The sequence below is a fragment of the Corynebacterium tuberculostearicum genome, from assembly GCF_016894265.1.
Classification (GTDB): Bacteria; Actinomycetota; Actinomycetes; order Mycobacteriales; family Mycobacteriaceae; genus Corynebacterium; species Corynebacterium tuberculostearicum_D.
In genome coordinates, this window is record NZ_CP069791.1 from 840,167 (window position 1) to 861,797 (window position 21,631).

A 21,631-nucleotide genomic window follows, 5' to 3' on the forward strand; every position below is an offset into this window, starting at 1 on the left:
TCTCCTCATATGCGGGCAGGTGGCGTGTCTCACATGTGCGGATAGTATGCCATAACTCACATAGGTATTAGCCCATGGGGGAGACCGGTGGGTGGATTTATATTTGGAAGGCGCAGGCGGCGCAGTGCTCCATGCAGTCGGCAGGGAAAACAACTGCGCGGCCCCAGTTCCAGTGGAGGAACGAGGGCCGCGCGGTGGGTGCTTAAACCAGGTGGTGCTTACTTCTTATCGACGCCGATGTTGCCGTCCTTCTTCCACACCACAACCACTGCCGGGCGAGGGGTGGACTTGCCGCCCTCTGGCCAGTGGGAGGTCTGCTTTTCAAAGGTGGCGTCATCGGTCTCGCCTGGGTGCTGAACGTTGACCATCACGCGCTCATCGGTGACGATGGGGCCACAGGTCTCGGCGCCTGCCGGAACCGTCAGGAAGCACTTGAGCTCACCGCGGGTATCGCCCTCAGTGGTCACGGCGTAGAGGCCATCGTTGGACTCAAGGGCGTTGCCGTCGGTGGAGATCCACAGGTTGCCGTGGCTATCGAAGGCCAGGTTATCCGGGCAGGAAATTGGGGAGACCTTCTCCTTGTCAAAGCCACCAAAGTAGGTATTTGCTTCCTTCGGGTCACCGCAGACCAGGAAGAGGTTCCAGGTGAACTTCTCGCCAGCGTGGTCATCTTCAATCTCCATGACCAGGCCGTTCTTGTTCTCCTTGATAGGAGCCCACTCCATCGGCTCTTCCTTGTTCTTCTTGGCATTCTCGCCGGTAGCGCCGCGGTACTTATTGTTGGTCAGGGCCACGTAGACCTTCTCGGAGTCTGGGTGAACCTGCATATCCTCAGGGCGGTCCATCTTGGTGGCGCCCACCTTATCGGCGGCCTCACGGGTGTAGACGGCAACCTCCTCGGCGGACATGCCATCAACGTGGGACTCGAACTTGTTGTTCTCCGTATCGGAGGTCAGCAGCTTGATCCATTCGCCCTTGCCGTCAAAGGCACCATCCTCTGGCAGCACGCCGGAGCCGTCAATCTCGTCCTCTGGGGAGTTGCCCTCTACCTTGGCCACGTACAGGGTGCCGTGGTCCAGGATGGTGAGGTTGTGCTCGATGTCGCCCTCTTTGTACTGCTTGGTGGAGATGAACTTGTAGATGTACTCGAAGCGGGAGTCATCGCCGGAGTAGCACACCACGGTGCCGTCGGAGGCGATGTGGATATTGCCGGCCTCGTGCTTGAAGCGACCCAGCGCGGTGTGCTTGACCGGGGTGGACTTCGGGTCCAGCGGGTTGATTTCTACGAGCCAGCCAAAGCGGTTCGGCTCGTTCGGCTCCTTGGAGACGTCAAAGCGCTTATCAAAGCGCTCCCACTTGCGCTGAGATTCGCCGTCTTCCATGCCGAAGCGCTCCAGGGACTCCTGCGCCTTCTTGTCATCCAGCTTGGCGTGGGCGAAGTACTGGTCAAAGTTCTCTTCGCCAGAAAGCATGGTATTCCATGGGGTGATGCCGCCGGAGCAGTTATTCAGGGTGCCCTTGACCTTCTTGCCGGTCTTATCGGCGGAGGTCTTGACGTAATCGGAGCCGGCAGCTGGGCCCACCAGGGTGAACTCGGTGGTGGCGGTGATGCGGCGGTTGAGCGGGCCGAACTCGCGCTTGAGCTCGCCGGTCTTGCCTACCTTGGATACCTCCACGATGGAGTGGCCGTGGCCAGCCCAGCCGATCTTGGCCTGCTCCTCGGTGGGGTTATCCGCATCGTAGTTGGGGAACATCTGCGGCTCGGTGGTGTACTCGTGGGAGCAGACGTAGATAAGGCGGTTGTCATCGTCGGGGTGCTCGATAAGGCCTGCGAAGTCATTGTTGAAGCCGAACTGCTTCTCGGCTGCCTCGGCAGTCTGGTTCTTATCATCGAATTCCGGCGCGTCCTCAAATAGCGGGTCGCCCCAAGCAATGAGAACGGACTGCTCGTAGCCATCCGGGATGACCACTTCGTCCTTCTCGTTTGGCTGTACTGGGTCGAACTTCATGCCCTCTGCGGAGGTGAGCTCAACGTTCGCCTCAGAGGTCTTGCCGCCCTTGCCCTCGGAGGAGGAAGCCTCGGTGGACGCATCATCCGGGTTGGAGCAGGCCGCCAAGGCAGCGCCGCCGCCAACGGTTACGACGGAAAGGCTGCCCGCACGCAGCGCGGTACGACGGGAGAACTGGTCAGCAAAGTACGGGTTATTGGACTTGTTCTCGCACTCGCCAAAGCAGGCATTACCGCACTTGTAGGTGCAGGTCAGGCTGGAACGAGAGGAGGAAAAGAGACTAGAGAGAAGGTTGCGGCCTTTAAGCGCCATTATTACTGCTCCAAATGGGTTGAAAATATTGTTTAGACACGGGGACAGCCATTTATATAAGGGGATCTCAGTAACTGTGCGTTGGCGCTAAGGTGACGGTGAAGTGAATTATGCGTAAATCTTTTCCGGGGTGAGGGTGGCGTGGGCTAAATCGCGTGCTGCGGTGGGGATCGACTACCCTAGGCTAACGTGAGCGAGCAGAAGAATAATGAAGTAAACGATGTCCCTGAGCAGCTGCGTATCCGCCGCGAGAAGCGCGATCGCCTGCTGGAATCCGGCGTACAGGCCTACCCGGTCACCGTTGAGCGCACCATCTCTTTGAAGGATTTGCGCCACGATTTCCGCGTAGTGGCCGAGGGCGAAGAGCCGGGCACGGAAGAAGGCGTGACCTACCTGGCCCCAGGCGAGGAAACCGAGGTAACCCACGCCATTGCCGGCCGCCTTATCTTTATGCGCAATACCGGCAAGCTGTGCTTTGCCACCCTGCAAGATGGTGACGGCACCCAGGTGCAGGCCATGCTTTCTTTGGCCGAGGTAGGCAAGGAGCGCCTCGACGCGTGGAAGTCCGATGTTGACCTGGGCGATTTCATCTCCGTGCGCGGCCGCGTGATTTCCTCCCGCCGCGGCGAGCTGTCCATCATGGTTTCCGAGTGGACCATGGCCGCTAAGTCTCTGCGCCCGCTGCCGGTGTCTTTCGCCGATATGGCAGAAGATACCCGTGTGCGCCAGCGCTATAACGACCTCATTATCCGCGAAGAGGCCCGCAAGAACGCCATGATCCGCGTGAAGGTCATGCGCGCGCTGCGTAACTACCTGGAAAGCCAGGACTTCGTTGAAATCGAGACCCCGATGCTGCAGACCCTGCACGGTGGCGCGGCCGCTCGCCCGTTTATCACCCACTCCAATGCGCTGGATATTGACCTCTACCTGCGCATTGCGCCGGAGCTGTACTTGAAGCGTGCCGTCGTCGGCGGCATTGACCGCGTCTTCGAAATCAACCGTAACTTCCGCAATGAGGGCGTGGATCGCTCCCACTCGCCGGAGTTCGCCATGCTCGAGACCTATGCTGCATGGGGCGACTACGACGATTGCGCCCGCATGACGCGCGAGTCCATCCAGGCCGTAGCGCGCGACGTCTTTGGTTCCACCACCGTCACCCTGGCGGATGGCACCGAGTTCGATTTCGGCGGCGAAGAGTGGCCCGAAATCGAGATGTACCCCTCCCTCAATGAGGCCCTGCAGCGCAAGTTCCCGGGCCAGCCGGAGGTCACCATCGATACCGACGTCGAGACGCTCAAGGGCATTGCAGACGTCATTGGCCTTGACGTCCCCAAGGACGGCGGCTGGGGCCACGGCAAGCTGGTGGAGGAAATCTGGGAGGTCCTGTGCGAGGACCAGCTGGAAGGCCCCATCTTTGTCAAGAACTTCCCGGTTGAGACCTCCCCGCTGACCCGTCAGCACCGTTCCAAGCCGGGCGTGACCGAGAAGTGGGATCTCTACGTTCGCGGCTTCGAGCTGGCAACCGGCTACTCCGAGCTGGTGGACCCGGTTATCCAGCGTGAGCGCTTTGAGGATCAGGCTCGCCTGGCCGCCGGTGGCGATGACGAGGCCATGGTGCTGGACGAGGACTTCCTTGCCGCTATGGAACAGGGCATGCCGCCTACGGCCGGCACTGGCATGGGCATGGACCGTCTGTTGATGGCCCTGACCGGCCTGGGCATCCGCGAAACCGTGCTCTTCCCTCTGGTTAAGCCAGAGCAGAAGTAGCCGCCCAGCGGCCAATCGCTAGCCGTCAGCCCGCGTGGCTGGCGGCTTTTGCCGTGCCTGGGCTAGTGCGAAAGCGGCCCGGCGGAGGTATCGCCACGTAGGCGCTTGATTATGTTCTCGGCCGAAATCAGGCACATCGGCACGCCCACGCCTGGCACGGTGGTGGCACCCGCGTAGTAGAGCCCGCCGACCTTGCGCGAGGCGTTGCGCCCGCGCAAAAACGCCGATTGCCGCAGCGTGTGCGCGGGCCCAATAGAACCGGCCGACCAGGCATGGTAGCGCTCGGCAAAATCGGCCGGGCCGAGCGTGCGCTTGACGACGACCCTGTCTACCAAATCCGGCACCCCAGCCGTGGCGGCGATGTGGTTAAGGGCGGCGTCGGCAATCGCGGCAACGCGCTCGGATTCCTCTGCGTGGTAGGCATTGCCGAACCCGGGCGCCTCCGCGGCCGGCACCGGCACCAGAATGAAGAGGTTTTCGTGGCCCGCGGGCGCTACGTTCGGGTCGGTGGCTGAGGTCTTGGACACGTAGATGGACTCCGAGGCCCCCAACGGCCGGGAGGGCTCCGGGCCGGAATAGACGGCGCGGAAATCCGGATCCCAATCCTGGCTAAAAAGCAACGTATGGTGCGCTAGTTCTGGAAGCTCGCCCTTCACCCCGGCCAAAATGAGCACGGTGCCCAGACCGGGATTGCGCCGGCCCCAGTAGCGCTCCGGGTAGGTGCGCAGTTGGGGCGGCAAAAGCTGGGTCTCGGTGTGGTGCACGTCCGCCGCCGAGACCACGATATCGGCGTGGATGGCGCCCTTATTCGTGCGCACGCCGGTGACCTTACGGTTGGCGACCTTGATGGAGGTCACCTCCTCGCCCAAGCGGAAGGTGGCGCCAAACTTCTGAGCCTGCCGGTAGATGGCCTGGACCACGGCGGCAAAGCCACCCTGTGGGTAGCGCACGCCTTCCACCAGGTCGGTATGGCTCATCAAGGAATACAGTGCCGGGGCGGCCGCCGGCTCGGAGGACAAAAAGACCGCCGGGTAGCTCAAGATTTGGCGCAGGCGGGCATCAGAAAAGCTTCGGCCCACATGCTGCTTCAGGTTCGCCGAAAGCAGAGCCACCAGGCGGGACAACCGGGTGCGGATATCGCGGTGCACCAGGTTCGGCGGCGCGGAGAAGGTGGTGTAAAGGAAGTGCTTGAGCGCCATCTCATAGGTATCGCTGGCCTGCGCTAAGTATTCCCGGACTTTTTCGCCCGCGCCGGGCTCCAGCGACTCGAAGAGTGCGGCGACTTCCTCGGGGCCGGAGTGCACATCCACCGGCGCATCGCCATGAAAGACGCGGTAGGCGGGGGAGAGGTCCACCAAGTCCAGCTCCGCCTCGGTAGAGGTGCCACACAGCGCAAAGAAGTGATCGAAAGCCTCGGGCATGAGGTACCAGGACGGTCCGGTATCCCAGCGGAAGCCGGCCTCCGCAAAGCTGCCGGCGCGCCCTCCTACCTCATCCAGCGAGTCCACGACGGTGACCTCGTAGCCCTCGCGGCCGAGCAAAGCGGCGGTGGCGAGGCCGGCGATGCCGGCTCCAATGACGACGGCGTGCATGACGTTCTCCTTAGTTTTCGGCCGTGGCTGAGGTCCGGCTGCTGTGGCCGCGACGGCGCACCGCACGGGCCGCGAGCCAAGCCTTGGTGTGGTTCGGAACGGATACCCGCGTAGTGGCAAGCGCCGTAGCCGGGGTGGCGGCGAGGCGATTGGTGAGCTCGGCAAAGATATCCGCCGCCGCGCTCACACCCACCCGCGCGGAAGCCGGGAGCACGTCGATGGTGAGCGCAGCGGTGGCGAGCTCCTGGCGGATCTCTGCGATGAGCGCGGACTTGGTGGTCTCATCAATCCGTCCCGATGGGGCCTGCTGAAAATAGGTTCGGCCCAAAGTGGAGCTATCCTCACCCAGGTCACGCAGGAAATTAATCTTTTGAAAGGCTGACCCTAGAGCGCGGGCACCGCGCTCCATCGCGGCGCGGTCGGCGGGGGAGACGTCCTCTTCTGCCAAGAAAATTTGCAGGCACAGTAACCCAATGACTTCTGCTGAGCCGTAGATATAGTCCTGCAGTTCCGATGGGGAGTACTCGCGCTGGGTGAGATCCGCACGCATGGAGTTAAAGAAGGCAGCAAGGTACTCGCGGTGGAAGCCGCAGCGGCGAGCAGTGATGGCATAAGCGTGCACTATCGGGTCGGTGTGCAGTCGCCGTTGCGGTGCGGTCAAGATGGTCTGCTCGTAGGCATCCAGCGCGGCGGCGGGGTCGGTGTGGGCTTGGGCAGCGGCGCCGTCGACAAGCTCGTCTGCAATGCGCACCACCGCGTATAGATGGCGGATATCGGCGCGCACCCGCCCGCGCAAAAGCCGCGTGGCCAGAGAAAAACTGGTGGAGTACTGCCCCATAACCTGCGCGGCCGCGCGGGAGGCCGCTTGGTCATAGCGAGTCAACATATCTGTCAACGTAGCATGCAGCCTGTTAGCGGTTCGTGGCGCGTGGCTGCCCCTCGGCAAAGCCGGCGGCGGACTGCACGCCCACGGTGGCGCGCTCGCGGAAGGCGGCCAGGGAATCGGCGCCGGCGTAGGTGCACGAGGAACGCACGCCAGAGATAATCCGGTCCACCAGGTGCTCCACGCCGCCGTGCTCGGGGTCGAGGTAGATGCGGGAGGTAGAAATGCCCTCTTCGAACATCTCGCGGCGGGCGCGCTCAAAGGCCTCGGTATCGGAGTTGCGGCCGCGCACCGCCCGGCGCGAGGCCATACCGAAGGACTCCTTATAGAAGGCACCGTCGGCATCCTTGTGCAGGTCACCTGGGGACTCAAAGGTGCCGGCGAACCAGGAGCCAATCATGACATTGGAGGCACCCGCGGCCAGTGCGAGGGCGACATCGCGCGGGTCGCGCACGCCGCCGTCGGCCCATACATGGGCGCCTACCTCCCGGGCGGTCGCAGCACACTCTAAGACGGCCGAGAACTGCGGGCGGCCCACGCCAGTCTGCATGCGGGTGGTGCACATCGCGCCCGGGCCCACACCGACCTTGATAATGTCCGCGCCGGCCGCTGCCAGCTCGCGCACACCCTCGGCCGTGACAATATTGCCGGCGGCAATGGGAAGTCCCAGATCCAGCGCCTTAACCTTGCGCAGCGCGGTGAGCATGCTTTCCTGGTGGCCGTGTGCGGTATCAATAACGAGGACGTCAGCACCGGCCTCCGCCAGGGCGCGGGCGCGGCCTTCCACATCGCCGTTGATGCCCACCGCAGCACCAATGTGTAAGCGGCCGTGCTTGTCGACGCCCGGCCTATACATCTTTGCCCTTACCGCACCCTTCCTCGTGAGGATTCCAGCCAGGGTGCCATCCGGGTTGACCACCGGGGCTAGCTTGCGGGAGGTCTTGCGCAGCTTGGTAAAGGCCTCCTGTGGGTCAATGCCCACCGGCAGCGTGACCAAGTCAGTAGTCATCAGCTGGCCAACGGCGGTGAAGTTATCCTGCCCCCGTAGGTCCTTCGGGGTGATGATGCCGATGGGCATGTCCCCGTCGACCACGATGGCGGCACCATGAGCGCGCTTGTGCAAAAGGTTGCTGGTATAGCCCACGGTGTGGTGCGGCTTGACGGTAATTGGGGTGTCATAGACCAAGTCCGCCGCCTTCACAGAGGCGATGGTTTCTGCGGCCGCTTCTAAGGAGAGGTCCTGTGGCAGGATGGTCAGGCCGCCGCGCCGGGCGGTGGTCTCGGCCATGCGGCGCCCGGCCACGGCGGTCATATTGGCCACGATGAGCGGGATGGTATTTCCAGTACCGTCCTCAGTGGTGAGGTCTACCGACTGGCGCGAGCCCACCTCGGAGTGGCTCGGGACCATAAATACGTCGGAGTAGGTCAATTCGTACTGCGGGTGGGAATCGTTGAGAAAACGCACTGGGGGTGTACCTCGCTTTAGGCTCGGGTGGCGCGGTCTCACCGCGCGGATGAAGACACTAAAATTATACTCCTCGACTTTCCCCGCACCCGCGGCCTCAGTATCCTGTCTGGGTGTCTCAGAAACCAGATCCCCACATTTCCGCAGAGGTAAAAATCAACCTCACCATCCTCGTCCTTGGCGCGATGGTGATGATCCTGAACGAGACCGCCTTGTCGGTGGCGCTGCCCACCATCATGGCGGACTTTGGCATCCCCGCGACCTCCGCCCAGTGGCTGCTTACCGGTTTCCTCCTCACCATGGGCGTGGTTATCCCGACCACCGGCTTTCTCATGGATAAGTTCACCACCCGGCAGATCTTCTTGGCCGCGTCGGGCGTTTTTCTTGCCGGTACGGTGTTGGCGGCGCTCGCCCCGGCTTTCGGCGTGCTGCTGGTGGGGCGCGTATTCCAAGCGGCCGGCACCGCCTTGATGATCCCCACCCTGATGACGGTGGCGATGACCCTCGTCCCACCGCAGCGCCGCGGCAGCGTCATGGGCATTATCTCCGTGGTCATTTCCGTGGCCCCAGCACTCGGACCCACGGTGGGCGGCTTCGTGTTGGGCATGTCTAGCTGGCACGTCATCTTCTGGACCATGGTGCCGCTGCTTGGCCTCATCTGCGCCGCCGGCTATTTCCGCCTGGTCAACGTGGGAGATAAGCGCGATACCCCGCTGGATTTCCCCTCCGTCGTCCTGTCCGTCTTCGCCTTTGGCGGATTGGTCTACGCCGTATCGTCCCTGGAAAACATGCTGGAGGGCGATGGCCTCGTAGACATCGTCGTCCTCATCGTTGGCCTCGTGGCTTTGGCGCTTTTCACCCGCCGTCAGCTGCGCCTGGCCAAGGACAATCGCGCCCTTTTGGACATGCGCCCGTTTACGGTTCCCAACTTCACCGTGGCGGTACTGGGCATGCTGCTCATGTTTGGGCTATTGCTCGGCGTGGTCAATATCCTGCCCATCTACCTGCAGACCTCCCTGGCGGTAAGCTCGCTGGTCACCGGGCTCGTCGTCATGCCTGGCGGTTTGCTCCAAGGCGGCATCTCGCCGATGGTCGGCCGTCTCTATGACGTCCACGGGCCCCGCCCGCTCATGATCCCCGGCGCCCTGCTCCTCGCCGCGGGCACGTGGCTGATGACCCTGCTCAACGAGGACAGTGCGGTATGGATGGTCATTGGCATGCACATCCTTTTTGCCCTCGGCATCGCGCTTATGATGACGCCGCTGATGACGACGTCCCTAGCCTCCCTGCCAGACGAGCTTTACTCGCACGGCTCCGCCATCCTCAATACCCTGCAGCAGCTGGCGGGTGCGGCCGGCACTGCCTTCCTGATGACCTTCCTGACCCGTGGCACCAAGTCCGGTGCGGCCCAAGGCATGAACGAGGCAGCCGCGACGGCTCACGGCGCGCACTGGGCCTTCCTTTTTGCCGGCGTGCTTTCGCTGGTGGTCGTCGTACTGGCCCCGTTCCTCAAGCGCGTACCCTCCGCGGAATAGGAACAAGGACAAATTAAGAGGCGCACAGCGGCAGGTTCAGCCGCTCCTCTTCTGCCTTATCGCCCCAGACCAGGAATGCGGACTGGGTGCCTTCCACGGCCATCACGTAGGTCGGAACATCCGCGGTGGTCTCAAAGCTTTGGATGGTGCACTGGTCATTGGAAAGCTCGACCGGTTCGGCGTCGGGAAGCATGGCATCGCGCTCCTCCACGCTGGGGTAGTAGGTCACGATGTAGTTGAACCCATCGCCCACGCAGGAAATCTTGGCCTCCTGGCCAGGCTCCGGCTCGCGCGAGGAGCACTTAGCCCCATCGAAGCCGTCCTGGCCGCTGCGGGAGCCCACCAAGTCCGGGTACGCATCCGCCAAGTTCTGCTCTTTGTCATTCCAGCTGGGGTAGGACAGGAAGAACCACAGCGCGGCCGCAGCAGCAATCGCGGCCACCGCCAGCACCGTGATGAGCGCAATGAGCCCGCCCTTGCCCTTCTTCTTCGGCGCGGGTGCCATCGGTTGCTGCGGCTGCGCCATGGGCTGGGCCATCGGCTGCGGCTGTTGCGGCGGGGCAAACTGCTGCTGAGGGCGTGGCTCCGGCTCCTGCACGCGCGGAATCTGCGCGGTATCGAAATCGCGCTGCGGATGTAGGTGAGACACTACATCCTTGGCGCTCTCGGCCGTGCCAGTGGGCTTAAATTCTGGGCATTTGCGGGCAACGAGCTCCTCAAACGCCGCCACTGCATCGCCGTGCTCTTCGCCGGACGGACCGGCCGCAGCCAGCACCGAAACCTGGCGTTGCTTATGGACGCCCACTCGGGCCTCCCTCAGCCCATGCACCGCAAAATCTGCCCGCCCGCGGGAAACTAGGAAGTCCACCGCACCCGCCAGCGGACCGAAGACGTCGGCGGCCTCCTCGCGGCTGAGATCATTGGGAAGCTCAGAAAGCTGGGTTCCGGAAACCCCTTCGCGCACGATGAATTCCTGCCCATCCGCGGTAGTGCCCGTGCCTACCAGCGGCGCGATGGCTGGGTGGTGCAACCCATGCAGTGCCGTGGACTTGTCCACCACGCCGGTAATTTCCGGCGCGAAGATTTCCACGCTCAGCTGCTGGTGCGTGTTTCCATCTTCGACCGCAAAGAGGGTAGACGATGGCGCCTCATCCAACACGGCCAATTCGTGCAGGTTGTGTTGGGTGGCAAAGAACTCAGGAAGCTGGGGCACGGTCGCGACGTCCTTAAATAGTGGGGAGGGGAGGGAACAATAAAACGATTCTAGATTACATGCCCATGCCCCTGTTCGCTACCGGCGTACACCCGTGTGAGCTGCGAATATGGCGGATTCTGGCCCTTTCGCGGGCATCTGGGAACAAAACCGGAAATTATCGGTGGACTGCCGCGTTAGAGTGGGTATCACATTAGAAGCGAAAGTATAGGGGAATCATGTTCGAGAGGTTTACCGATCGTGCTCGCCGCGTCATTGTGTTGGCGCAGGAAGAAGCACGCATGCTTAACCACAATTACATCGGCACCGAGCACATCCTGCTCGGCCTTATCCATGAGGGCGAAGGCGTAGCCGCCAAGGCGCTGGAATCCATGGGTATCTCCCTGGAGGATGTTCGCCGCGAGGTCGAGGAAATCATCGGCCAGGGCAGCCAGCCGCACACCGGCCACATCCCCTTTACCCCACGCGCCAAGAAGGTGCTGGAGCTTTCCCTGCGCGAAGGTCTGCAGATGGGACACAAGTACATCGGTACTGAGTTCTTGCTGTTGGGTCTCATTCGCGAGGGCGACGGCGTCGCCGCCCAGGTGCTGACCAAGCTCGGCGCCGACCTGCCGCGCGTGCGCCAGCAGGTTATCCAGCTGCTGTCCGGTTATGAGGGCGGCCAGCAGGAGGGTGGTTCCTCCAACGGCCAGGGCTCCGGTCCGGTTGGCGCAGGTGCTGGTGCAGGTGCCGGCGCAGGCGGCCGTGGCGGCTCCGGCGGTTCCGGCGAGCGTTCCAATTCCCTGGTGCTCGACCAGTTCGGCCGCAACCTCACCCAGGCAGCTAAGGACGGCAAGCTCGATCCGGTCGTCGGCCGTGAGTCCGAGGTAGAGCGCATCATGCAGGTGCTGTCTCGCCGTACGAAGAATAACCCGGTTCTCATCGGTGAGCCGGGCGTTGGTAAGACCGCAGTCGTTGAGGGCTTGGCGCTCGACATCGTCAACGGTAAGGTTCCAGAGACCCTTAAGGACAAGCAGCTTTACTCGCTGGACCTGGGTTCCCTGGTTGCCGGCTCCCGTTACCGCGGTGACTTTGAGGAACGCCTGAAGAAGGTCCTCAAGGAGATTAACCAGCGCGGCGACATCATCTTGTTCATCGATGAGATCCACACCCTGGTTGGTGCTGGTGCTGCTGAAGGCGCCATCGATGCAGCCTCGCTGCTCAAGCCGAAGCTGGCTCGTGGCGAGCTGCAGACCATCGGTGCTACGACCCTTGAGGAATACCGCAAGCACATCGAGAAGGATGCCGCCCTGGAGCGCCGCTTCCAGCCAGTCAAGGTGGAGGAGCCTTCCCTGGATGACACCTTCTTGATCCTGAAGGGCCTGCGCGATAAGTACGAGGCGCACCACCGCGTGTCCTACACCGATGAGGCGCTGCATGCTGCAGCTTCCCTCTCGGATCGCTACATCAATGACCGTTTCTTGCCGGATAAGGCCGTTGACCTCCTCGATGAGGCTGGTGCTCGCATGCGCATCAAGCGCATGACCGCGCCGAAGGGCCTGCGCGAGGTCGATGACCGCATCGCTGAGGTACGCAAGGAAAAGGAAGCGGCCATCGATGCCCAGGACTTTGAGAAGGCGGCCGGCCTGCGCGATAAGGAGCGCAAGCTGGGCGAGGAGCGCGCAGAGAAGGAAAAGCAGTGGCGCTCTGGCGACCTTGAGGAAATCGCCGAGGTAGGCGAGGACCAGATCGCCGAGGTTCTGGCGCACTGGACCGGCATCCCGGTGCTGAAGCTGACGGAGAAGGAATCCAACCGTCTGCTCAACATGGAAGAGGAGCTGCACAAGCGCATCATTGGCCAGGACGAGGCGGTCAAGTCCGTTTCCCGCGCTATCCGCCGCACCCGTGCAGGCCTCAAGGATCCGCGCCGCCCGTCCGGCTCCTTCATCTTCGCCGGCCCGTCTGGTGTGGGTAAGACCGAGCTATCGAAGTCCCTGGCTAACTTCCTCTTCGGTTCGGATGATGACCTCATCCAGATCGACATGGGTGAGTTCCACGATCGCTTCACCGCTTCCCGCCTCTTCGGTGCCCCTCCGGGATACGTTGGCTACGAAGAGGGTGGCCAGCTGACCGAGAAGGTTCGCCGCAAGCCGTTCTCTGTCGTGCTTTTCGATGAGATCGAGAAGGCCCACAAGGAGATTTACAACACCCTCCTGCAGGTGCTGGAAGATGGCCGCCTTACTGACGGCCAAGGTCGCGTCGTCGACTTCAAGAACACCGTTCTCATCTTCACCTCGAACCTGGGCACCCAGGACATCTCGAAGCCGGTGGGCTTGGGCTTTACTGGTTCCTCCGAAAACGATGCGGATGCCCAGTATGACCGGATGAAGCAGAAGGTCAACGACGAGCTGAAGAAGCACTTCCGCCCAGAGTTCTTGAACCGTATCGATGACATCGTCGTCTTCCACCAGCTCACCCAAGAGCAGATTGTGGAGATGGTCGAGCTACTCATCGGCCGCGTGGCCAAGCAGCTGGATGAGCGCGATATGGGCATCGAGCTCACGCAGAAGGCCAAGGACCTCCTGGCTAAGCGAGGCTTTGACCCGGTCTTGGGCGCTCGTCCGCTGCGCCGCACCATTCAGCGCGAGATTGAGGATCAGCTCTCTGAGAAGATCCTCTTCGGCGAAATCGGCGCCGGTGAGATCATCACCGTCGACGTCGAGGGCTGGGACGGCGAGTCCAAGGACAACACGGGCGCGAAGTTCACCTTCAGCCCGCGCCCGAAGCCTCTGCCGGAGGACACCGAGGAGCCGCAGCTTGACGGTGCCGAGGTGCGCGAAAACGACGCCGACTCCACCGATGCCGGCGAGCCCGACACCATCACCCCGGACGTTCCGGGCGATGGCGGCTCCACCGCCGCCGGAACCGACCTAGAGTCCGGCTCCGACTCCGATGACGACGGCCACAACCCGCCGCCAGCAGGCGCCGGTCAGCCGATGTAAACAAGAACACGAGTTAAGACCACCCAGCATCTCGCTTTCTGCGAGGCTGGGTGGTTTTTCGTTGCGTGCAGTTTTCTTATGCTCAGGATCTCTAGCCAGCACAATTGGACGGCGCCGGTTTCCCGTCGAAGCGGTCAAAGAGGTACTTCAAGCCCACCGGGATGTTGATGTAGAGCGGTAAAGCGTGGTCGGCGCCTGCACCTGGAATTGTCGCGGTGCCGGGCGCGGCTATGAAGTCCACGGTTCCACCCATCTGGCAATATGCCCCGGCGGCTGCGCGGACCTGCTCGTGTGGAATGAGGTCATCATGTGGCGAGCTAGCGATCATCGCCGGGCCCTTCAGCGGGTGCTTGCCTTGGTTCTGCCGCAGCAAAGTTTCTTTGAAGATGGGCTTGCGCTCTACCAGCTCGGATAGCGATTCCCCGGTGCGAGTGAGCTGGCGGGTACTGCTAAAACCCCACATGAGGATGGAGTCACCCGTACAACTGGTGGCCGCCGAGCGCAAGAAGTCGATGCCGCGAGGATTGAATTCTTCTAGTACGGCGTCGCGGAACTGGGGGTCGCGCTCGGCAAAGCCATTGATGGCGTATCCCAGCACATGGACGATGGAGGAGCCGTCGATGGCCTTCATCACCTTTGGTAGGTCGGCCGGAGGGGCACCGGAGTAGGTACCGGCCACGTTCAGCTCGGGTGCATAAGAATCGGCGAATTCCGCTGCGGCAAGCGAGGCGCCGCCGCCCTGCGAGTAGCCCGCAAAGCCGATAGGGGCGTCCTTCGGAGCGTGGGCCAGCTCCAAGCCGGAGCGGGCGGCATCGAGCATGGCGTGCGCTTCCTCAATGTGATTGACATAGGTGTGGTGGCCTGGCATGCCCAGGCCGATGAGATCCGCGACTATCACTCGGGCGCCATGGTGGAGCGCACCCATGTAGAAGCCGTACTCGTAGTTCGCGTTGATGGTGGGGGAGCCGACCTTGCTCAGCCCTACCGAACCTAAGCCCATGCCCGCCCGCGATGGTGCACACTGGTCCCCGGCGCCGCGAGTGCCGGGCGCAAAGATGATTGTGGGCCGTTCGCCTTTCCCGCGCCACGGCGCCTTGGGCTCGTACAACGTTGCCGAGGCCTGAATCGGCCGACCATCATCCGTAGTGGTGTCATACGTGAATACCTGCCCGCGGCCGACGCCATCGAGCACGTGCGGCGAAGGTCGGGTCGAGGTCACCGCCGCCTGCGCTGTTGGTGGAACTAAGAGGGTACCGAGAATCAGTGAACAAACGGCTAAAAGCCTTATGCAAATCTTTTCCATATCCAAAACCTACCGGTCAGTAGGAACGGCGGAAGCGGAATTGTTAAAATATATGCTCATGGGACTTCAGTATCGTTCAAGAAAAAAGACCGGCAAGAATAGCTGGATTAACGTTTCTGGCTCCGGAGCCTCGATGTCTACCAAGGTAGGACCTGTAACGTTTAATTCCCGCGGCGGAATGTGGGTAAATCTGCCCGGCGGCTTCAATTTCCGCGGTCGGTGGCGTTAAACAGATCACACCCGCAAGATCGCGAACTGCGAATATAGCCGGCCGTTATTAACTCCCTAGATGGGTAGGTGGAAGAGGCCGGCGTCGTTTTGTTCGGCGAGGCCGTCGGCAAGCAGCGAAGCCAACGCCCGGGAGCGCTGTGCCGCATCGGGCCAGACCACATCAATCTCGGACTGGGGCACCGGCCCATCCGCCGCGCGCAGCACATCCAAAATCTTGCCGCGCACCTGCCGGTCCGTGCCCACGAATTTCTGCACGCGCTTTTTCGCCTGCGCCTGCTCCTGCGCGCTGGGCTCCGGCCGGCCAGCTAACTGCCACGCACAGCTTGCGCGCAGCGGGCACTGCTCGCAGGAGGGGTTCTTCGCCGTGCACACTAGCGCGCCCAACTCCATGAGCGCGGCCGAAAAGCGCGGCCCATTCTCGGCCGGCAAAAGCTCGGCTACGGCCGCCAACTCTCGCTTCGCGGGCTGCGGCGCCAGGAACCGGCCCTCTTCCGCCCGGGCATAAACCCGCCGCACATTGGTATCGACCACCGGCACATTTACCCCATAGTGAAAGCACGCCACAGCGCGCGCGGTGTAGTCCCCAATGCCTGGTAGGCGTAGCAATTCATCGACGTCCGCGGGAACTTCGCCGCTGCCAATTACCCCCGCACACTCCCACAGGCGCAGGGCACGGCGCGGGTAGCCCAGTTTGCCCCAAGCGCGCAGCACCTCCGCTCGGGTAGCCTGTGCGAAGTCCGCAGGGGTGGGCCAACGCCGCATCCATTCCTCCCACACGGGGGCCACGCGGGCGACGGGGGTTTGCTGGCTCATGACCTCACTGAGCAGCACGCCCCAGGCGCTGGTGCCAGGCCGGCGCCACGGCAGGTCGCGCTCATTGGCATCGAACCAGGAAAGAAGAACTTGCGTATCCATCGTGAGGGATAGTCTAAGGCATTAGAATGTGGCCTATGCCTTTACGTAATGTTGCCCACGAACCACAAGCCGTATGGGAGGCCCTCCAGGCCGGAAACCAGCGCGTTCTCGACGGCGAGACCGTCGACGTGCGCGAGATCTATAACCGCGAGGGTCTTACCCACGGCCAGGATCCCCGCGTGGTAGTCATTTCCTGTTCCGATTCCCGCGCCCCTATCGAGCACGTATTCAATATTGGCTTCGGTGATGCCTTTGTCATCCGCACCGCCGGCCACATTCTTGACGACGCCGTCGTAGCCTCCCTCGACTACGCCCTCGCCGCCCTCAAACCCAACCTGCTGGTGGTCCTCGGCCATCAATCTTGTGGCGCGGTGGGCGCGGCTACCGGCTTCGTGGCCGGCGGCGAGCTGCCCACCGGCCTGCAGCGCCCCATTATTGAAAAAGTCGCTGCCTCCGCGCTGGTGGCAGGCCCTAAGGCCACGACTGACGGCGTCGAGAGGGAACACACCCGCCAGACCGTCGCCCAACTAGTCGCCAACGTGCCCAACATCCGCCGCCTGCTCGACGAGGGCGCCTTGGGCGTCGTCGGCGCGCGCTACCTGCTGGAGGACTCCAGCGTGGAGACCCTGCAGACCCTTGGCGTGAAGTAGCGGCCTGACACGCGGCGCGGGCTTAGCGCACCGGCCCGCGCCCACCGCTTAAAATTGACAGTGTGACGCAGAAAAAGCCCCTACCAGAAGAGATCTACAAGCGCCGCCGCGTGGCTGCGCTCATCATCGTGCTCGTGTTGGCCGTGGTGCTGATCTGGGCGGCCGTGGCCGCCTTCGGGGGCAGCAGCGAGGAGCCGGCCGATACCGCCGCACCTGCCCCTACGTCCGCAGATGAGGAAACCTCCTCCTCTGCCGCCCCCGAATCCTCCGGGACCGTCTCGGAGACGAAGACGTCGGCCGAGGGGGCATCGGAAAGCAAGGCGGCCGAAAGCGAGCCGTCGAGCGCTGCGCCTGCAAGCTCCGAGGCAGCCAAGAAGACCTGCGAACTCGCGGATCTCGATGTCCGCACCTCCATGTTGAACTACTCCGTGCCGGAAGGCGAGCTGCCGAAGTTCTTCATGACCGTCACCAACCCCACGGCCGCGGACTGCAAAATCGACCTAGATAAGAATCTGCTGCGCTTCGAGGTCTACAAGATGGCCGATAACGAGCGCGTGTGGTCCGATACGGATTGCTATGCCTCCGTGCAGACCGGCTCGCAAACCTTCCCGGCCGGCAAGGACGTGAAATTCGAGGCCGAATGGTCCCGCCAGGCCTCCAAACCGGGCGAGTGCACCGACCGCCCCGCGGCCGAGCCCGGTGCCTACTTTGCCCACACCGTCATCGGCGATAACTCCTCCCCGCCGCAGGACTTCACCCTGCGCTAGGCGCTACCCTGACACCGCGGCGATGGCTTGCCCCAGCGTCGCCACTTGGCGCACCTGCATGCCTTCGACCGGCTCGATATCCCCGCGCGGGACGAGCGCGTGCTTGTAGCCCAGCCGCGCGGCCTCCATCAAGCGCCGTTCCACGTTCGGTACTGGGCGCAACTCGCCGGCCAGGCCCACCTCGCCGATGACTACCGTCTTGGCCGGCAGCGGCTGCTCGTGCAGCGAGGACCACGTGGCCAGCGCCACCGCCAAATCCGTCGCGGTTTCCGTAATCCGCATGCCACCCACCGTGGCGACATAAGCATCCTTGTCGTTGGTGCGCTGGCCGGCGCGCGCCTGCAGAACTGCGAGCACCATCGGCACGCGGTTGGAATCTAGCCCGGTCACCACGCGCCGCGGGTTCTTCGCCACCGGGTCCACCGTCAGCGCCTGCACCTCCGCGAGTATCGGCCGCACGCCGTCCATTGCGACCGTTACGGCCGAACCATCCGGCGTCGTGCCGCGGTGCGATAGAAACAGCCCGGAAGGGTCCGCGACTTCCCGAATGCCGCCGGCCGTCTGCTCGAAGCACCCCACCTCGTCGGTGGCGCCAAAGCGATTCTTGATGCCGCGCAGCATACGCAGGCTGGATTGGCGGTCGCCCTCGAAGTTCAAGACGACGTCGACAAGATGCTCCAGCACGCGCGGGCCGGCGACGTTGCCATCCTTGGTCACGTGGCCCACCAGCAGCACCGGAATGCCGGTGGATTTCGCCAGGGAGGTCAGCGCGGCCGTTACCGCGCGCGATTGCGCCACGCCGCCCGATACGCCCTCCACGCCCACGGCGTGCATGGTCTGTACGGAGTCGACGATGATGAGGCTGGGCTGCAGCTTATCGACGTGCCCAAAAACCGCATCCAAGTTGGACTCGGCCGCCAAGTACAGCGATTCTTGGAGGGCGCCGGTGCGTTCGGCGCGGGAGCGGACCTGGCCGGCGGATTCCTCGGCCGTCGCATAGAACACGGTACGGCCGAGCTGGGCCCACCGCGAGGCTACTTCCAGCAGCAGCGTGGACTTGCCCACGCCCGGCTCGCCGGCCATGAGCACCACTGAGCCGGGCACGATGCCGGTTCCTAGCACGCGGTCGAGCTCGCCGATGCCGGTGCGCACCGTTTTTGTCGCCTGCGCCCCAACCTTGGTAATCGGCTGCGCCGGGCTCGACGGCGCTACGCCCTTGCTTGCCGACGCCCCGGCTGTCCCAGGCCCCGCCACCACCGGGGCCCTTTCCTCCAACGTGCCCCAAGACCCGCAGTCGGGGCAGCGGCCGAGCCACTTCGGCGAGACGTAGCCGCATTCGGAACAGGTATGGATGGGGCGAGATTTCTTGGCCATGGCCTCTAGCCTAAAACACGCAAACGCCTCCGGCCCGAAACGGGCTGGAGGCGGTGATTTTGGGCGGCGTGGCTTAGTTCTTTGGAGCCTCGGAGGAGTAGCCCTCGGAGGACTCGACGTCGCGGTCGAATTCGCCGGACTGCATCTGGGTGGCGGCAATGGTGGCGTCCACGTCGATGGAACCATTGGAGAACTCGAAGGTAACCGGGCGGTCGCCGGCGTAGCCAAAGTCATCGTTCTTCAGGGAGGTGGCGATGTACTGGACGGTCTCAGAATCCTGCTGGGTGGTCGCGTCCAGGTTCTTCTGGGAATCCGCGATGATGGACTGGTCGCGGTGCAGCGGCTGAGCCTTGTCCATCTCGACGCGCTGGCCGTCGACCTCTACGGACTCCAGGGAGATGACATCGGTATCGTAGCCCTGGTTTACGGCGGTGAACTTCAAGGCAGCGGTGCCGTCCGGTTCTATCAAGATGGTGACATCGCGAACCGCAACCTTGTTGTCTTCCGTGCTTGCAGAAGCGCCATCGACCGCAGCCACCTTGTCAGCGGTCTGGGTGACGTGACCCGCCGAGCAAGAAGCCAGCGCCAGAGCGGAGACGGCGGTTACGGAAATAATGGCACCGCGGCGGGCGGCGGACTTCAGGGACTGCACGTTGAGCATCCTCCATCAATTGCGATCACAGGGCTTGTCAACGCTTTAGCCTAGTCCCTTTGGCAATAAAGTACACAGTTAGTCCCAAACCGGGCGGGTAGACCATGGGGGTATACGGGGGTATCCGCAGGCGGGGCGGCCGCTCGTGATAAAATGGCGGCCTTAGTCAACCGGGATTAAACGGGAACACAAGGAGTGGCAATGGAGTATAAGGTCGGCGAGGTCGTCGTCTACCCGCACCACGGTGCGGCCGTCATCGAGGATATCGAGACCCGCGAGATGGGCGGCGAGACGCTGGAATACTTGGTGCTGCACATCAACCAGTCCGACCTAGTCGTCCGCGTGCCCATCAAGAACGCCGATAACGTCGGCGTGCGCGACGTCGTGGGCAAGGAAGGCCTGGAAAAGGTCTTTTCCGTGCTGCGTGACGAGGACGTCGAAGAGGCCGGCAACTGGTCCCGCCGTTATAAGGCTAACCAGGAGCGCCTCGCTTCCGGCGATATCAATAAGGTTGCCGAGGTTGTTCGCGACCTGTGGCGTCGCGACCAGGACCGCGGCCTTTCGGCCGGCGAGAAGCGCATGCTGGGCAAGGCCCGTACCATCCTGGTGGGCGAGCTCGCGCTGGCCAAGCCGGTCGACGAGAAGAAGGCCGACACCATGATGGAGGAGATCGATGCCACCATCGAGCGCCACCACGCGGCCGGATTGGTAGATGATAAGTCCATCACCACCGATATCGACAACGACATCGATCTCGATGACCTCTCCTTCGACGACGAAGACTAAACCGCGCGTCATCGCGCTCATCGCGGCCGCCGGCCAGGGCACCCGCCTCGGTGCCGAGGTGCCCAAGGCTTATGTCGAGCTGCGCGGGCGCACCCTCCTGGAGCGCTCCGTGCGCGCGCTGCTGGCCTCCGGCGTGGTCGATGAGGTCATCGTGCTGGTCAGCCCAGACATGGAGCCCGAGGCGGCCCGCATCATCGGCCGTATCGACACCGCAGACGCCAAAAACACCACCAACGCCGCACCCATCCGCCTCGTGCACGGTGGCAGCGAGCGCGCCGATTCCGTGTGGGCCGGCCTCCTGGCAATCCCCGACGACGACGCCGTGGTACTCATCCACGATGCGGCCCGGGCGCTGACTCCGCCGGCGATGGTGCGGGGCGTCGCCAAGCGTGTGCTCGAAGGCGCCCCCGCGGCCGTGCCAGTGGTTCCCGTGGCCGATACCATCAAGGAAGTCGCGGCCGACGCCGTGGTGAGCACTCCCGACCGCTCCCGCCTGCGCGCCGTGCAAACCCCGCAGGCCTTCCGCCTGTCTGCGCTGCGCCAAGCCAACCTCGATTATTGGGCCGAGCAGCCCGAATTCACCGCCACGGATGACGCCAGCCTCATGGAATGGCACGGCGAGCGCGTGGCAACCGTGCCGGGCGATACCCTGGCGTTCAAAATCACCACGCCCATCGATCTCACCCTGGCCCACGCCCTGACCGAGGAGACCCATGACTAACCCGATTATCCCGCGCGTTGGCATCGCCACCGACGCCCACCAGATCGAGGCCGGCAAGGACTGCTGGATCGCCGGCCTGCTCTTCGAGGGCGATGCTGGCTGCGAAGGCCACTCCGATGGCGACGTCGTAGCGCACGCGCTTGTCGACGCCCTCTTATCCGCTGCCCACCTCGGCGACCTTGGCTCCTTCGTGGGCGTCGGCCGGCCCGAATACGACGGCGTTTCCGGGGCGAAACTGCTGCGCGAATGCCGCGAACTGCTCGAATCCGAAGGCTTTATCATCGGCAATGCCGCAGCCCAGCTCATCGGCCAGACCCCCAAGATGGGCCCTCGCCGCGAAGAGGCCGAAGCGGTACTGAGCGAAATCCTTGGTGCCCCCGTGTCCGTCTCCGCCACGACGACGGACCATATGGGCTTTACCGGCCGTAAGGAGGGCCGCGCGGCGGTTGCCACGGCCGTCGTCTGGCGCGCCTAG

General features: G+C 63.2%; 18 protein-coding genes. 9 read left to right on the forward strand and 9 right to left on the reverse strand.

What is annotated here, in order from left to right; translation table 11 throughout:
* Positions 1-218 precede the first annotated feature (218 nt).
* Positions 219-2,321, reverse strand: coding sequence for a PhoX family protein (locus I6J28_RS04095; protein WP_204610958.1), 2,103 nt, complete (start codon positions 2,319-2,321; stop codon positions 219-221).
* Between the two features lie 189 nt (positions 2,322-2,510).
* Here I6J28_RS04095 and lysS point away from each other — a divergent pair, with 189 nt between their 5' ends.
* Positions 2,511-4,088, forward strand: a complete 1,578-nt coding sequence (gene lysS / locus I6J28_RS04100; protein ID WP_204610960.1) for a lysine--tRNA ligase — start codon at positions 2,511-2,513, stop codon at positions 4,086-4,088.
* Positions 4,089-4,150: 62 nt separating this feature from the next.
* On the opposite strand, the gene crtI is transcribed toward lysS, so the two are convergent.
* From crtI to I6J28_RS04115, 3 genes are read right to left on the reverse strand one after another with little or no spacing between them, the layout of a single operon-like run.
* Entirely contained in the window at positions 4,151-5,680 is a 1,530-nt protein-coding gene (crtI, locus tag I6J28_RS04105) for a phytoene desaturase family protein (protein WP_204610962.1), read from the reverse strand.
* A 10-nt stretch (positions 5,681-5,690) separates the two neighbouring features.
* Complete coding sequence (locus I6J28_RS04110; RefSeq protein WP_204610964.1) at positions 5,691-6,566, reverse strand: phytoene/squalene synthase family protein; 876 nt, start codon at positions 6,564-6,566, stop codon at positions 5,691-5,693.
* 25 nt (positions 6,567-6,591) lie between these two features.
* On the reverse strand, positions 6,592-8,028 hold the full coding sequence (locus I6J28_RS04115; RefSeq protein WP_204610966.1) for a GuaB1 family IMP dehydrogenase-related protein: 1,437 nt from the start codon (positions 8,026-8,028) through the stop codon (positions 6,592-6,594).
* A gap of 113 nt (positions 8,029-8,141) precedes the next feature.
* On the opposite strand from I6J28_RS04115, the gene I6J28_RS04120 reads away from it, so the two are divergent.
* Positions 8,142-9,563: an MDR family MFS transporter gene (locus I6J28_RS04120; RefSeq protein ID WP_204610968.1), complete on the forward strand. Its 1,422-nt coding sequence runs from the start codon at positions 8,142-8,144 to the stop codon at positions 9,561-9,563.
* 13 nt (positions 9,564-9,576) lie between these two features.
* Here I6J28_RS04120 and I6J28_RS04125 read toward each other — a convergent pair whose 3' ends face one another.
* Positions 9,577-10,776: a serine/threonine protein kinase gene (locus tag I6J28_RS04125; protein ID WP_204610969.1), complete on the reverse strand. Its 1,200-nt coding sequence runs from the start codon at positions 10,774-10,776 to the stop codon at positions 9,577-9,579.
* Between the two features lie 218 nt (positions 10,777-10,994).
* On the opposite strand from I6J28_RS04125, the gene I6J28_RS04130 reads away from it, so the two are divergent.
* Positions 10,995-13,757 carry an ATP-dependent Clp protease ATP-binding subunit gene (locus tag I6J28_RS04130; protein ID WP_204610971.1) on the forward strand — a complete coding sequence of 921 codons (2,763 nt, stop codon included), beginning with the start codon at positions 10,995-10,997 and terminating at the stop codon, positions 13,755-13,757.
* Between the two features lie 91 nt (positions 13,758-13,848).
* On the opposite strand, the gene I6J28_RS04135 is transcribed toward I6J28_RS04130, so the two are convergent.
* Positions 13,849-14,976: a lipase family protein gene (locus I6J28_RS04135; protein WP_239281151.1), complete on the reverse strand. Its 1,128-nt coding sequence runs from the start codon at positions 14,974-14,976 to the stop codon at positions 13,849-13,851.
* 142 nt (positions 14,977-15,118) lie between these two features.
* On the opposite strand from I6J28_RS04135, the gene I6J28_RS04140 reads away from it, so the two are divergent.
* Entirely contained in the window at positions 15,119-15,289 is a 171-nt protein-coding gene (locus I6J28_RS04140) for a DUF4236 domain-containing protein (protein ID WP_080970400.1), read from the forward strand.
* A 56-nt stretch (positions 15,290-15,345) separates the two neighbouring features.
* Here I6J28_RS04140 and I6J28_RS04145 read toward each other — a convergent pair whose 3' ends face one another.
* Positions 15,346-16,206 carry an A/G-specific adenine glycosylase gene (locus I6J28_RS04145; RefSeq protein ID WP_204610974.1) on the reverse strand — a complete coding sequence of 287 codons (861 nt, stop codon included), beginning with the start codon at positions 16,204-16,206 and terminating at the stop codon, positions 15,346-15,348.
* 35 nt (positions 16,207-16,241) lie between these two features.
* Between I6J28_RS04145 and I6J28_RS04150 the strand changes: the two genes are divergently transcribed.
* Together I6J28_RS04150 and I6J28_RS04155 are read left to right on the forward strand one after the other, a co-directional pair.
* A complete protein-coding gene (locus I6J28_RS04150; protein ID WP_204610975.1) occupies positions 16,242-16,856 on the forward strand; it encodes a carbonic anhydrase in 615 nt (204 codons plus the stop codon).
* 62 nt (positions 16,857-16,918) lie between these two features.
* Positions 16,919-17,623: a hypothetical protein gene (locus I6J28_RS04155; RefSeq protein WP_204610976.1), complete on the forward strand. Its 705-nt coding sequence runs from the start codon at positions 16,919-16,921 to the stop codon at positions 17,621-17,623.
* A gap of 3 nt (positions 17,624-17,626) precedes the next feature.
* On the opposite strand, the gene radA is transcribed toward I6J28_RS04155, so the two are convergent.
* A complete protein-coding gene (gene radA, locus I6J28_RS04160; protein WP_204610977.1) occupies positions 17,627-18,997 on the reverse strand; it encodes a DNA repair protein RadA in 1,371 nt (456 codons plus the stop codon).
* 73 nt (positions 18,998-19,070) lie between these two features.
* Complete coding sequence (locus tag I6J28_RS04165) at positions 19,071-19,658, reverse strand: hypothetical protein (RefSeq protein ID WP_204610978.1); 588 nt, start codon at positions 19,656-19,658, stop codon at positions 19,071-19,073.
* A 192-nt stretch (positions 19,659-19,850) separates the two neighbouring features.
* On the opposite strand from I6J28_RS04165, the gene I6J28_RS04170 reads away from it, so the two are divergent.
* The 3 genes from I6J28_RS04170 to ispF are packed head-to-tail and all read left to right on the forward strand — an operon-like array spanning position 19,851 to position 21,631.
* Positions 19,851-20,435 carry a CarD family transcriptional regulator gene (locus tag I6J28_RS04170; protein WP_204610979.1) on the forward strand — a complete coding sequence of 195 codons (585 nt, stop codon included), beginning with the start codon at positions 19,851-19,853 and terminating at the stop codon, positions 20,433-20,435.
* On the forward strand, positions 20,407-21,156 hold the full coding sequence (ispD, locus tag I6J28_RS04175) for a 2-C-methyl-D-erythritol 4-phosphate cytidylyltransferase (RefSeq protein ID WP_204610981.1): 750 nt from the start codon (positions 20,407-20,409) through the stop codon (positions 21,154-21,156). Before I6J28_RS04170 ends, ispD begins: the two co-directional genes overlap by 29 nt.
* The gene (gene ispF, locus I6J28_RS04180) at positions 21,149-21,631 is read left to right on the forward strand and encodes a 2-C-methyl-D-erythritol 2,4-cyclodiphosphate synthase (RefSeq protein ID WP_204610983.1); all 483 of its coding nucleotides are present in this window, start codon (positions 21,149-21,151) and stop codon (positions 21,629-21,631) included. The genes ispD and ispF overlap by 8 nt, the downstream gene beginning before the upstream one ends.

Coding starts and splice junctions, on each gene's coding strand:
- I6J28_RS04095 (WP_204610958.1), bottom strand. CDS start 2,321: ATGGCGCTTAAAGGCCGCAACCTTCTCTCTAGTCTCTTTTCCTCCTCT.
- crtI (WP_204610962.1), bottom strand. CDS start 5,680: ATGCACGCCGTCGTCATTGGAGCCGGCATCGCCGGCCTCGCCACCGCC.
- I6J28_RS04110 (WP_204610964.1), bottom strand. CDS start 6,566: ATGTTGACTCGCTATGACCAAGCGGCCTCCCGCGCGGCCGCGCAGGTT.
- I6J28_RS04130 (WP_204610971.1), top strand. CDS start 10,995: ATGTTCGAGAGGTTTACCGATCGTGCTCGCCGCGTCATTGTGTTGGCG.
- I6J28_RS04140 (WP_080970400.1), top strand. CDS start 15,119: ATGGGACTTCAGTATCGTTCAAGAAAAAAGACCGGCAAGAATAGCTGG.
- I6J28_RS04145 (WP_204610974.1), bottom strand. CDS start 16,206: ATGGATACGCAAGTTCTTCTTTCCTGGTTCGATGCCAATGAGCGCGAC.
- I6J28_RS04150 (WP_204610975.1), top strand. CDS start 16,242: ATGCCTTTACGTAATGTTGCCCACGAACCACAAGCCGTATGGGAGGCC.
- radA (WP_204610977.1), bottom strand. CDS start 18,997: ATGGCCAAGAAATCTCGCCCCATCCATACCTGTTCCGAATGCGGCTAC.
- I6J28_RS04165 (WP_204610978.1), bottom strand. CDS start 19,658: ATGCTCAACGTGCAGTCCCTGAAGTCCGCCGCCCGCCGCGGTGCCATT.
- I6J28_RS04170 (WP_204610979.1), top strand. CDS start 19,851: ATGGAGTATAAGGTCGGCGAGGTCGTCGTCTACCCGCACCACGGTGCG.
- ispD (WP_204610981.1), top strand. CDS start 20,407: ATGACCTCTCCTTCGACGACGAAGACTAAACCGCGCGTCATCGCGCTC.
- ispF (WP_204610983.1), top strand. CDS start 21,149: ATGACTAACCCGATTATCCCGCGCGTTGGCATCGCCACCGACGCCCAC.